13 protein-coding genes are annotated in these 12,619 nt (G+C 41.5%); 3 read left to right on the forward strand and 10 right to left on the reverse strand.

The annotated features are described in order from the left end of the window. Nucleotides 1-29: 29 nt before the first annotated feature. The 4 genes from BUB56_RS02310 to BUB56_RS02325 form a co-directional block, all read right to left on the reverse strand. Nucleotides 30-1,424: a GntP family permease gene (locus tag BUB56_RS02310; protein ID WP_110939768.1), complete on the reverse strand. Its 1,395-nt coding sequence runs from the start codon at nucleotides 1,422-1,424 to the stop codon at nucleotides 30-32. Nucleotides 1,425-1,557: 133 nt separating this feature from the next. Then, on the reverse strand, nucleotides 1,558-3,156 hold the full coding sequence (locus BUB56_RS02315; RefSeq protein WP_110939769.1) for an acyl CoA:acetate/3-ketoacid CoA transferase: 1,599 nt from the start codon (nucleotides 3,154-3,156) through the stop codon (nucleotides 1,558-1,560). 381 nt (nucleotides 3,157-3,537) lie between these two features. Then, nucleotides 3,538-3,954, reverse strand: coding sequence for a MaoC family dehydratase (locus BUB56_RS02320; RefSeq protein ID WP_110939770.1), 417 nt, complete (start codon nucleotides 3,952-3,954; stop codon nucleotides 3,538-3,540). A 386-nt stretch (nucleotides 3,955-4,340) separates the two neighbouring features. Further along, nucleotides 4,341-4,910, reverse strand: coding sequence for a YhcN/YlaJ family sporulation lipoprotein (locus BUB56_RS02325; RefSeq protein WP_110939771.1), 570 nt, complete (start codon nucleotides 4,908-4,910; stop codon nucleotides 4,341-4,343). Between the two features lie 566 nt (nucleotides 4,911-5,476). Here BUB56_RS02325 and BUB56_RS02330 point away from each other — a divergent pair. Further along, on the forward strand, nucleotides 5,477-5,905 hold the full coding sequence (locus BUB56_RS02330) for a Fur family transcriptional regulator (RefSeq protein WP_190014091.1): 429 nt from the start codon (nucleotides 5,477-5,479) through the stop codon (nucleotides 5,903-5,905). A gap of 36 nt (nucleotides 5,906-5,941) precedes the next feature. Here the strand turns inward: BUB56_RS02330 and BUB56_RS02335 are convergent, their stop codons facing one another. Then, nucleotides 5,942-6,541: a DUF3793 family protein gene (locus tag BUB56_RS02335; protein WP_190014093.1), complete on the reverse strand. Its 600-nt coding sequence runs from the start codon at nucleotides 6,539-6,541 to the stop codon at nucleotides 5,942-5,944. Between the two features lie 258 nt (nucleotides 6,542-6,799). Between BUB56_RS02335 and BUB56_RS02340 the strand changes: the two genes are divergently transcribed. Next, nucleotides 6,800-7,738, forward strand: coding sequence for a DUF2156 domain-containing protein (locus BUB56_RS02340; RefSeq protein WP_110939774.1), 939 nt, complete (start codon nucleotides 6,800-6,802; stop codon nucleotides 7,736-7,738). A gap of 8 nt (nucleotides 7,739-7,746) precedes the next feature. After that, on the forward strand, nucleotides 7,747-8,931 hold the full coding sequence (locus BUB56_RS02345; protein ID WP_110939775.1) for a GNAT family N-acetyltransferase: 1,185 nt from the start codon (nucleotides 7,747-7,749) through the stop codon (nucleotides 8,929-8,931). Nucleotides 8,932-9,136: 205 nt separating this feature from the next. Here the strand turns inward: BUB56_RS02345 and BUB56_RS19280 are convergent, their stop codons facing one another. The 5 genes from BUB56_RS19280 to BUB56_RS02365 form a co-directional block, all read right to left on the reverse strand. Next, a complete protein-coding gene (locus BUB56_RS19280; RefSeq protein WP_190014095.1) occupies nucleotides 9,137-9,277 on the reverse strand; it encodes a hypothetical protein in 141 nt (46 codons plus the stop codon). A 207-nt stretch (nucleotides 9,278-9,484) separates the two neighbouring features. Beyond that, nucleotides 9,485-9,844 carry a DUF1980 domain-containing protein gene (locus tag BUB56_RS02350; RefSeq protein ID WP_110939776.1) on the reverse strand — a complete coding sequence of 120 codons (360 nt, stop codon included), beginning with the start codon at nucleotides 9,842-9,844 and terminating at the stop codon, nucleotides 9,485-9,487. Between the two features lie 12 nt (nucleotides 9,845-9,856). Then, the gene (locus BUB56_RS02355) at nucleotides 9,857-10,711 is read right to left on the reverse strand and encodes a metal ABC transporter permease (RefSeq protein ID WP_110939777.1); all 855 of its coding nucleotides are present in this window, start codon (nucleotides 10,709-10,711) and stop codon (nucleotides 9,857-9,859) included. Nucleotides 10,712-10,727: 16 nt separating this feature from the next. After that, entirely contained in the window at nucleotides 10,728-11,483 is a 756-nt protein-coding gene (locus BUB56_RS02360) for a metal ABC transporter ATP-binding protein (RefSeq protein ID WP_110939778.1), read from the reverse strand. 3 nt (nucleotides 11,484-11,486) lie between these two features. Then, complete coding sequence (locus BUB56_RS02365; RefSeq protein WP_110939779.1) at nucleotides 11,487-12,446, reverse strand: metal ABC transporter substrate-binding protein; 960 nt, start codon at nucleotides 12,444-12,446, stop codon at nucleotides 11,487-11,489. Nucleotides 12,447-12,619 lie beyond the last annotated feature (173 nt).

Consider the following 12,619-nt stretch of genomic DNA (forward strand, 5'->3'; position numbering starts at 1 on the left):
TGCTATTGCCTTTTGCTTATGTCTTTATTTTATACGATACCGATGGTTCCAAGAATAATGGCTACTATTGTAGTGGCTAAAGGAATAACTACAGATACCATACCTACATCCGCATAGGACAATTTGTGATTTAGTCCGCAAATACCCAGCAGGGTGATTACGGCTCCGTTGTGTGGAAGGGAGTCTAAGCCGCCGCAGGATAAGGCTGCAATTCTATGCAGTACCTGTGGGTTGATTCCTTTCTCCAAGGCCAGATTATAATAGGTTTCTCCTAGAGCTCCCAAAGCAATACTCATTCCTCCTGAAGCAGAACCGGTGATTCCCGCCAGCACGTTTACAGAAATGGCTTCAGAAATCAGCGGATTTCCCGGTGCTACCCCCAATAGGGCGGCTTTTACTGCTGCAAAGGCTGTCAAACCTGCAATAACATTTCCATAACCCACTTCTGATGCGGTATTGAGTATAGCAAGCATGGAACCATAGGCTCCTTTGTTTACTGCTTCCATCACATTAATTCTCTTATAGTTTGTGAGTAGAATAAATAGGATAGAGATTACTAGGGATACAATAATACTCCATATACCAATTACCTTTCCTGGTGTGGTGTTAAACTTTTCAAGGATCGGCGTTAAGGCTTCTATTTGGCCCGGGAAGTACATTTTAGATAACCAGAAGTTTAGTACTAAAACAATACCGATAGGTGCAAGGGATATTCCTAAAGAAGGCATCTTTACTTCTACATCAGCTTCTACTGTTGCTGCAGTTTCATCGGTCATATGATCCGGCAGGTAGCCTTCTCCTGCAGCGATCATCTTCTTTGCTCTGCGTTGAATCCATAGGGTTCCCAATGTAAACATCATGATTCCGGCAATAAGTCCAAGAATAGGGGCTGCATAAGCATCTGTCTTAAAGAAAGGAATGGGAATGGCATTCTGGATCTGCGGCGTTCCAGGCAGCGCAGTCATCGTAAAGGTAAAGGATCCTAAAGCAATACAAGCAGGAATTAATCGCTTTGGCGTACCTGTTTCTCTAAATAAGGCTGCTGCCAGAGGATACACTGCAAAAGCAACTACGAACAGGGATACACCGCCATAAGTTAAAATACCGCAGGATAATACAATTGCAAGAATGGCTCTTTCTTTTCCCAGCTTCTGAACGATAGCATGGGCAATAGCCTTTGCTGCGCCAGTCTCGTCCATCAGTTTACCGAAGATCGCACCCAGTAAGAATAGTGGGAAATACTGTCTAAGGTAATTGGCCAGGTTTACCATAAAAACTTCTGTATAAGTAGGCAGCAGAGATGCACCGCCACTCATCAGTACCGCCAGCAAAGCCAACAGCGGTGCCAGCACCAATACGGTTATACCTCGGTAGGCCAGATACATCAATAAGCCTAAGGATAGAAGAATACCAAAAACACCCATTATAATACCTCCTCATTTAAAATTATATATTACAAAATATTAAGAAAACAGCGCCAAAGCCAGGGGATTTCCCCAGAATTTGGTTTGTTCCTCAGAACAGTTCTGTCGAAGCAGAAAAATCCCTGTCATACCTCTATGCACTGGCTTCCAATGCTTCAATATCGCAGATCTCTTTTGGGGATAAAACTAACCCCATTTTTTCTTCTCTGAAAATTTTCTCATCCATGACCTTTAAATTCTCATCTATGATCGGCTTAAACTCCATATGGGCCAGAATATCTTTTTCTACATCTATCCCCGGAGCGATTTCCTTTAATACAAGTCCCTCTTTTTCCAATTTGAATACGGCACGTTCAGTAATATATAATACCGGTTGCTGTATATCCTTTGCATAATCGCCGCTGAAGGTGATTTGCTCTACCCGTTGAATAAACTTCTTTACTTTTCCCTCATTTTGAATGATCAGCTTTCCGCCCTCTGCTGCAATCTCTAAGCCTCCCGCCGTAAAAGTTCCGCAGAAGATTACTTTCTTGGCATTTTGAGTTATATTGATAAATCCGCCACACCCTGCTATTTTAGGGCCAAATTTACTTACATTGATATTTCCTGCTTCATCACATTGAGCTAAACCTAGGAAGGCCACGTCCAAGCCTCCGCCGTCATAAAAATCAAATTGATAGGGCTGGTCAATAATTGCCTCTGCATTTACTGCGGCACCAAAGCTTAAGCCCCCGGCAGGTATTCCTCCGATAGGCCCCGGCTCCACTGTAAGCACCATCTGGTTTCCTACGCCTTCTTCATTGGCTACTAGCGCAACCCCTTCCGGCATTCCAATCCCCAGGTTCACAATGGCATTGGGTATCAGCTCCATGGCCGCCCGTCTTGCTATGATTTTTCTTTCGTCCAAAGCAAGAGGCTTAACAGAGTTTACCGGTACAATTGCTTCGCCACAGTAAGCAGGATTGTAGCTTTCTGCAAAGGTCTGCATATGATTTTCCGGATTTTGAACTTCTACAATGGTATCGATATAAATGCCTGGTATTTTTACCAGCTTTGGATCTAATGTCCCGCTCTTTACTACTTTTTGGACCTGTACAATTACCTTTCCTCCAGAGTTTTTAACTGCCTGGGCCATGGACAGCACTTCCAGGGAGCCTGCTTCTTTTTCCATAGTCACATTCCCATTCTCATCGGCATAGGTACCGCGAATAAAGGCATAATCAATGGGAAATGTCTTATACAGCAAATATTCTTCTCCATGTACCTTTACCACCTCAACAATCTCTTCTGTTGTAGCCTTGTTGAGCTTACCGCCTTCGATCCTTGGGTCTACAAAGGTTTTTAATCCCACATGGGTGATGGTTCCCGGTTTTCCTGCTGCGATATCTCTAAACATATGGGATATTACCCCTTGAGGCAGGTTATATGCCTCAATTTTATTTTCAAAGGCTAGTTTTTGAACCTTAGGCACTAGACCCCAGTGTCCCCCGATAACACGCTTCAGCAATCCTTCATGGCCTAAATGGTTTAATCCCCGTTCCTTTCCATCACCTTGTCCTGCTGCATATACCAAGGTCATATTTTTTGGTTCCCCTGTTTCAACAAACCGTTTTTCCAGAGCTATTTCTAATTCTTCAGGAACCGCGTTTCCTACAAACCCGGCTGTGGCAATTGTTTTCCCGCTATCTATAATCTTTACTGCTTCTTCTGCTGTTGTAAATCTTACTCTCATCTACACAACCTCCTTACTTGTGAAAATGTTTTCATTTATTATTTTCGCAAGGATCGTGCCAAACTAGAATCTCTGCCGTATCACCGGTTCACAAATTCATTAGAAAGCATTCTGCACTCTTGATTTTTCTGGCTCTTGAGCGGCTTCTTTCCCATATCATCCTGACCTATCCTTATACTTCTTTTCCTGGAACCCATAGGATTGTTCATAATATTTACACATTTGATAGGTTCAAATTATTTCCTAAACCCTGTTATTTGCTGGCGTTATCCCCATTCTACCAGTGTACAGAAAGTGAACATATTTCGTCATTAGCTGCTTTTAGCCCTTTCCCTGCGAAAAGCCTAGGAATACTTTCCTAGGCTTTTTATGGTTACTTTATTAACGGTTTTTCGGAGCTAATACAACAGCAAACCCATCTAACACTGTTTTTCCCTCCTGATTATAGCAGGCAGTTTTCAATCGGATCCTTCCCTTTTCCATTTTTTCAATAACTTCTGCCTCAGCCCGGATGGTATCCCCTATAAAAACCGGCGCCATAAACTTAAGCTCCTGAGAAAGATAGATGGTTCCCGGTCCCGGCAGGTGCATTCCTAAAACAGCAGAAATAAAACCTGCTGACAGCATTCCATGGGCAATCCTGCCCTTAAACATACTATTCTCCGCTACCCTTTGATTGATATGGGCAGGATTCAGATCACCGGTTATTCCTGCATAAAGGTAAATATCCGTTTCTGTTACTGTCTTTTCGAAACTGGCCTTGTCTCCTATTTTTATTTCTTCGTAGGTGTGTCCCATGTATAGTCCCCCTTTTTTTTGTTAATAAATAAACTAACTATACTTATTGCAATTATGATGCCATTGTTAGATAACCCACCATAGCTCAATGGGAAGTTAGCTTCTCTCAGACAACTACGCCTGACTCCAGGAGAAAATTATGTCAAATCCATTAAGCTTAGCAGGTTAAAGGGGCACTGTTTCCCTATTGTGTTCATTTTGTGTACAAATTAAAGTTTTCTACACCCTCTACTCCATTAGTACCCTGTGTGGTGAACATCTCAAAAAAGAAAATTCTAAGTACTATATCTTATGTTCCAGGAAAATCGGTGGTGCATACTCTTTTCATATTCCTAAAACAAATAAGAACCGGAAATTTCCGGTTCTTATTTGTGGGGATTTTTTAATTATCGTGTTCCCGCAGGTGCTCTAAATAGATCTTCAATATCTCTCATAAAACCAGTTACTGGTCTTCCACCTCTAATCTCTGTACCAAAACCTCTCAATCGTTCTACCACTCCTGTTTCTGCTGATACCTGAACTCTTGTAACCGTCGGTTCTACCCGCCGAACTCTCTCTACAATCTGATCTCTCATATCGGTTGTAAGCTGCCCTGCACGAGCGCCTTCCATTTCTACGCCAATATAGGCGGCATTTTCGTTCACAATGACTACTGCATTTCTTACACCATTCATAGCCTCTACTTCTCTTTGAATTCTATTTTCAGTTTCTCTGTTTACGGCTCCACCAAGATCTCTAGTCGGCCCTACATCTCCAGGAGGCAGGGGCTCAGTTGCAGGAGGTATCGGAGCTGTTCCGGTTGTTCCGCCGGCACCGCCCATTCCACCGACACCAGGTGTTCCAGGTGTTACCCCTCTGTCGGTGATAGGTCTTCTTGCAGGAGCACAGCCTGCTGCTACCAGCCCAATAATAAGGGCAAATACTACAAATACTATCATTGATTTATGCAATCTCATATTTCTAGATCTCCTTTCCAAAGGATAAATATTTTGTTTCCTGCTAATATTTTTTTCTCTTTGTTACATAACTACTCTATGTAATTTTTAATCAATTTCACAACTATTGGAAATCCACTATATGCACTGTTATTAAGAAACTTTTTGGACAAGTTTTCCATTTTATTACACGAATTACATTTTTATTACAAATTAATGACATTGTAATTTTCAGAATATTATTATGCTATAATTTATCTATAAAATAATTGGTGGTGATAGGATGGAAATTCTGCTGATTTTAGTGTGTATTATGATATATTTCTCAATTGATGGCAAAGAGGATCGCGACGCAGAGCCTACCTATGACTATGCGGAAGCTAAGCACTAATGTAACCCCATCCATTCATAAAGCCGGCGGGAGATGATCACCCGCCGGCTTTTTTCAGATAAACTATAAATCCCTTGCCGTTGAAAAAATCCTCATTTCTGTCATTCATTGGCCATCTTGCCCTACAGCTATATCCATTGCTTTCATGGGCATAATATTATACAATAAGAGAAACAGAGTTATGGGAGTGAATTCCGTGGTTGATAAAGATAAGTTAATACAGATCTTAAAGGATCATGAATATAAGCTTACACCCCAGCGTAATGCCATGCTGGACGTATTTTTCGAGCATAGGAACCGGTTTCTGTCTGCAGAGGAAATATATATGAAATCCAAGGAAAAATATGCTCAAACCAACTTCTCTACCATCTATAGAAATCTGGAACTGTTTGAAAAGTTGGACATTCTGCATAAGACCAATATTAGCGATGGTACCTTCTACTATGGTCTAATCATGGAGGACACTCACCATCATCATATTATCTGCAAGGGCTGCGGCAAAACGGAATCCATTGATTTTTGCCCTTTTCCCCACATTTATGAAAAAATCAATAAACAGTTTACTTTAACAGACCATAAGTTTGAACTCTACGGATACTGTGAGAAATGTAATCTTAAAAAATAATCCTAAGCAGAAGGCTTCCTGCTTAGGATTATTTAATTAAGAAGCTGATTGGATAATACTTTTTGGTGTGCTGCACTGCAGCATTCTTTTGATTTGGTTTTTTGTTCTAAGAATTTCATTATATTTTCGATCAGAAAGCCGTTCATCCCCGTAAACCCTCCATCCATTGATCTTCGTAAGCTTTAGGGAAGGATGTCCCATAAACCCCAGCACATCCTTTAATGGGTATCCAAGAAAAACCCCGATTTCATCAGGAATATTTCCTTGTCTAATCTTTTCCGTTAAGTATTCCAAATACTTTTCCAATTCATATTCTGTACTATAACCCATATGTTTTAAAAACCTCAAATTTTTTGGTTCCTTCAAGGTCTCCTCCAGAACACAGGGATGATAGAACAATAGCTTTACACATTTATTGTGGTAGTTTATTTTTTTGTACGCAATCTTACTGTCCTGGTCGAAAATCGACTCTATTGCGCTGATTTTCATCATGCTGTCTGCTTCATGCAGTGGAAAGCTGAGTATTTCTGAGGGTTTAGCGCCTAAGATTACGGGCCCTAATATTTCAATTAACCAATGTAGAAAATCTGTTGTATCTCTATGTACACAATAGCACTTACCAGATTGTCTCTCCATCTTCATCCCTCCAAATGATAATAGTGTTTCTTAATTGGAAATGATTATTGTTTTCATTTATAATTATAGTATAGCTTTACTTTTCCTGTCAAAGGATTTTTTGATTTTATAAAAATAAAAAGGTATAATATTCCTGGAGTGTTCAATAACCCTGCTGTTGGATTAGGGGGTATATTTTGGGGTATAAATAAATCAGCTATTTCCGGAAAAATAAGCATAAGGAGTAGCCAATACAAATTTATAGTTAAGGGGATTATTATGTTACCATGTCAAGCATACGTAGACACGACAAACTTACTTTCTAACGAAATCCGCATTGAGGATCAGGAACTATTTAATCGCTATATTCAAAGTTTTCCCTATCAGGCTTCTGATATTAATTTCACCAACCTTTTCATGTGGCGGCATCTCTACAGCCTTCGCTATGAAGTCATCAATGGACTGCTATGTATATCGGGCTATTATTATGGGGAACCCTTTATCCTTCCGCCCCTGGCCCAAAAATCCTATGATCCGGCAGTTCTTTCTCATACTTTGACGATCTTAAAAAACCGCTTTAAGATTTTTTCTTACCCTCTAAAGATAAAGTTTTTACCGGTACACATGCTGGAGGATTTTCAAAACCTAAAGTCCCACCGGCTCATCTTTAAAAGTGATCGCGATAATTTTGACTATATTTATGCTGCAAAGGATTTATCCACGCTGCAGGGACGAAAATATCACAGTAAAAAAAATCACTTGAACTTTTTTATGCGCAACACCTCCTATGAATATATTCCTATAACTCCATCTCTTGTAGATGAATGCATAAATTTGACGAGAAGATTAAAGGCAGGAGATTACTCCCCTTTGGAAAAGGACTTATTGGAGAATGAAGAAAGGGCCGTTGGTGAGGCCCTGAAACACATGAAGCAGTTGGACTACAAAGGGGCAGCCCTTCTCATCAATGGCCAGGTAGAAGCTTTTACCTTAGGAGAGCAAACCGATGCTGATACGATGTTGATTCACATCGAAAAAGCCAATGCTGAAATCCGGGGCCTTTATCAAGCTATCAACTTTCTATTCTGCCAGGAAGAATGCAAGGATATTCAATATGTAAATCGTGAGGAAGATATGGGCTTTGCAAATCTGAGAAAGGCAAAAGAATCTTATCATCCCATTAGGCTATTAGAAAAATACGATGTGGTTGTGGAGTAGAGGTGTATATGAATATTCGACTGCTGGATAAAAACCATATCCCCACTGCAAAAGAGCTGTGGGGATATGCCTTTGAAAAAAATGAACCCTTCTATAGCTGGTATTTTGATGAAGTGTTTAAGCCTGAAAATTCAATAGGTGTGTTTTTCGAGAACCAGCTTGTATCCTGCCTGCAGCTTAATCCCTATAGGTTAAAATTGAAAGGCAGCAGCTTTTCTGCCTCCTACGTAGTAGGGGTAATTACGGCACCGGAATTTCGTAATCGGGGATTCATGAAACCCTTACTGGAAGCATCTTTGCAGGAAATGAGGCGGAGAAATCACAGCTTATCCATACTCATGCCCTTTGATACCACCTATTATCAACCCTATGGCTGGGAACTATGCTATACCCAGCTTCGTTATGAAGTTCCCCCCGATAGTTTGCGAAAAATATCTCAACCGGGAGGTCTATTTTCTATGGTATCCCTTGAGAAGGATATTTCCTCTATGGATGCTGTGTACCGCCAATGGCTGACATCCTATCAAGGCTATATTGCCAGAAGTCATAGGGATTGGTTAAATCTGTTAAAGGATTTATATTGCGACGGCGGTTATGCCCGGCTGCTTCGGGACGATCAGCATCAGCCCGTGGGCTATGTGTTGTATTACCTTGAAAAGCATAGGCTCTTTGCCAAAGAAATCGCGTACACTACTGCCTGGGCTCAGAGGGCTATTTTTGATTTTCTATATCGCCATAAAGCCCAAGTGGATCAAGTTGGCTGGACTGCTCCCATGGGAGATCCAACCTATTTGTATCTTCCCGACAGAATCACACCAAAGGCAGTAAACTCTGTAAAAGTCCTTCCCTTCATGGCTGGCAGGGTAGTAGATGTAAAGATGGCTTTAGAGAATCTTTCCTTCGAATCTTCCGTCTCCGGAGAGTTTTCCTTAGCTGTGCAGGACTTAACAGCGCCATGGAATCACGGGAAATTTCTTGTTACCGTAGAAAAAGGTACCGCTCAAGTTGCTTCCTATTCTGGAGAGAATATAGACCTGTATTGCAGTATCAACGCCTTTTCCCAGCTTTTTTGGGGGGCTATTGACATGGATCAGGCGATCCGGCTAGAGCTTATACGGATACAGCCGGAGAAGCTGAATCTTTTAGCACAGATTTTTCCAAAACATCAGAACTATATCAATGAGTTTTTTTGATAGCTCAATAAGAAAGAGATAACACAGATGGTCGGACGGAATCGTCCGACCATCTATACAAGGAAATGTCCGGATCTGGCGTAAGGAACTACTCCTGTGCCATTCCAAATTAGAATATATGTCATTCATGCGCATATGCGTAGTGGCGGGTTTCCATGCCCGCCATCAAGATTTTATCCATTCGGTTGGGCACAGAGGCCCAACCCTACATTAGAACCCTTCTATTCTGTTGGTCTGCACCGTCGTCTGCCCTTACGACGGTTCTCTGCAGATTAATGTCTATCAGCAAATAGATCATTTGTAGGGGAGAACATCGTTCTACCGATACATATTCACAGCGGGCCAACACTGTTGGCCCCTACATCTATCTCCATCACAGCGTGTCACCCTGAGCACAGCGAATGGGTCTATTGATTTGATCTCAAGATCCTTCCCTATGTTCAGGATGACAATCCTATCAAGCTGTACTAGCTCACAGCATTCTACTATTCCGCAAAATAGCTTATAGATTGTTTATTCCTATAAAATTCAGCTTCGAAAATAAAATGAATTTCTATAGGGGCTGCCCATTTTGTATGGAAATAGAACCTTTCCCTTGATTGAAGGTAATACCCTTTTTTGCCGCCACATCCGCACTTAGTCCCTGAGGATTTACACCAAAGCCCAGAATCAGGGGAATGATAAATAAGATATAGCCTAATTTTACAGGTGTTGAATGGCTCCTGCGAAAAAGCCTCCTGATCTGAAAAATAGAAAGCAATACAAATACAAATAGGGAGAAGTACACATATTTCATCATTTTAGGATGAATAAATACAGCTATCTTTTCTGTAGCAATCAGATTATAGATATAGTAGGAAAACCCCAGTAAAATTGCAAACCAGATCCACTCATTCACATTGAATCGCTTCATAGACCTACCCTCCTATAAAGAGGCCGTCTTCTTATTTTCCGATACTGTTTTTTTTGCCTGGATACCCTGCCGTATATTTTTTCCCAAAAGCACTGCTATCAGAATGAAGATAGAAACTAAAACAATGGTTCCTCCTGAAGCCAGTTCAAAATAAAAGGATATAATAATCCCAGAAATCACAGCCAGTTCTGCAAAGATCAAAGAGAATAGCATAGCTTGTTTGAAGCTGCCTGCAATCTGAAGACTGGTGGCCACCGGAACAACCATCAGGGAAGAAACCAACAGCACCCCTACAATGCGCATGGACAATGTAATCGTGGCAGCAATCACGATGATAAAGAAAATATTAATCCACTGGACAGGGATTCCCGCCAAAGCAGCAGCCTCTTCATCAAAGGCAATATAGAATAATTCTTTATATAATAATGCCACTGAACCGATAATGAATAGACCTAAGGCAGCAATCAGCCTTAAATCCTCCGGCAGCACAGTAGTTATACTTCCAAATAGATAGCCGAATAAATCCACGTTGAAGGACCTTGCCATACTGATCAGCACGACTGCAATGCCAATCCCTGCGGATAGAATAATGGCTATGGCCAGCTCCGCATACTGTTCATAGGTTTTTCTCAGTTTTTCAATAGCCAAGGCTGCCAATACGGAAGCACCCAAGGCCATTCCAAGGGGATATATCCCTGTCAGAATCCCTGCTGCAATCCCGGCTAAGGCCACATGGGATAAACTGTCACCGATCAGGGACATTCTACGGAGTACTATAAAAATACCAATTAGAGGGCATAAAATTCCGATAATCATACCCGCCAGCAGTGCTCTCTGCATAAAGCTGTATTGTAAAATTTCTAACATACTACTGCTCCTTTATTTAGTGATTGTGTTTATGAACCATCAACTTCATTTTGTCTCCGTAAAACTGAGTCAGCACTTCATTAAAAGGAATGTTGCAGCAGCTGTGGTGTGTTACCAGACGTTTATCCCCCATGCAGGCTACACGGCTTACCTTTTCAGTGATCACACCGATGTCATGAGATACCATAACAATGGTAATACCCATTTCTTTATTTAGCTTCTCCAGAAGCTGGTAAAACTCTCCCTGGGATTTCAAATCAATCCCTACGGTAGGTTCATCCAGCAAGATAACCTGGGGCGAGCTCACAAGGGTTCTGGCGATAAAAACCTTTTGCTGCTGCCCTCCCGATAAGTTGCCGATCAGCCGCTTTCCATAAGATTCCATTCCTACTACCTGAAGGACTTCATAGATTTTATCACGGTATTTTTTTCCCATGGGTTTAAAAAGTCCTATCAACGGATAGAGGTTGGCACCTACTACCTCTTCTACAGTAGCCGGAAAGCTGCTGTTAAAGGATGTGGCCTTCTGGGGAACATACCCAATCTTGCCCCAGTCTTTAAAGCGATGCTGTTCCTGATCGAACAGCCGGATGCTCCCCTCCTGGGGACTCAGGATATTGAGCATGAGCTTTAAGAGGGTACTTTTTGCGGAGCCGTTTGGCCCCACAATCCCTAAATAATCCCCCTCAAAAATATCTAAATTGATTTTCTCCAGTACCCGGTTGCCATCATAGCCAAAGGATACATCCCTTAATTGAATGATCTTTTCCATGCATTATTCTCCTAACGCTTTTTTCAGTGCAGCTAAATTTTCCTCCATGACAGCAAAATAGTCCTTTCCAGCTTTTAGCTCTTCCTCGGTGAGCCCTTCAAGGGGATTTAGCACCATGGTCTGTGCTCCCACCTCTCTTGCCAATACCTCTGCCAGTTTTGGATTGGTTAGCGTTTCAAAGAAAATATATTTAACATCATGCTGTTTAGCAAATTTACTGATCTCCGCCATCTTTGCAGCACTCGGTTCTTCCTGTGGTGATATGCCCCGGATAGCAATCTGTTCCAAGCCGTACCGATTGGTCAGATAACCAAAGGCTGCATGGGCAACTACTATTTCTTTTCTCTTTAGACTGCTTAATTCCTGCTTAAACTGCTCATCTAAAGCTATTAGTTTTTTTGCAAATTCCTGATAATTAGCCTCATAATAATCCTTATTAGCCTCATCTGCCTGAATAAAGGCATTTTTAATGTTTTCTGCCTGCTTCATGGCATTCATTGGATCTAACCATACATGAGGATCGAATTCTCCATGGGCATGATCTTCTTCCTCATGCTCATCTTCCGCTTCTTCCTCTGTTTTCAAAAGCTCTATTCCTTCAACTGCTTCTACTGTTATCAATTTATCATTTTGTATGGCTCCCAATAGCTTATCTGCCCAAGGCTCCATATCCAATCCATTATAAATAAGCACATCAGCCTTTTCAATTTCTCCCATCAGCTTTGCCGTAGGCTCCCAGTCGTGGGCTTCTACTCCCGGCGGTACCATCATTCTGACCTCTGCCTTATCCCCGCCAATTTTTGTGGCAAAATCATACATGGGATAAAAGCTTGCATATACCAGCAGTTTTTCTTCTACTCCTTCCCCTTGGGCAGGAGGCGTATTAACTTTCCCGCAACCAGCGGATAGCACCATTGTTACGATCAAAAGCACTACAATCAAAATATTACCCTTACTTTTCATCCTATAAACTCCCTTCTATGTAATGGTCTCCTTAAAAAATGCAGCAGCCTGATTGCTGCTGCAGAGATGGGTGGAAACGAAGTGCTGTTCGTTTACCTAGCTCGAATATATCACACATTTTTTATAAATGCAAGTAATTCCTATTTGCATCATTCGACTCTGAAACTATACCT

Source organism: Geosporobacter subterraneus DSM 17957 (genome assembly GCF_900142145.1).
Classification (GTDB): Bacteria; Bacillota; Clostridia; order Peptostreptococcales; family Thermotaleaceae; genus Geosporobacter; species Geosporobacter subterraneus.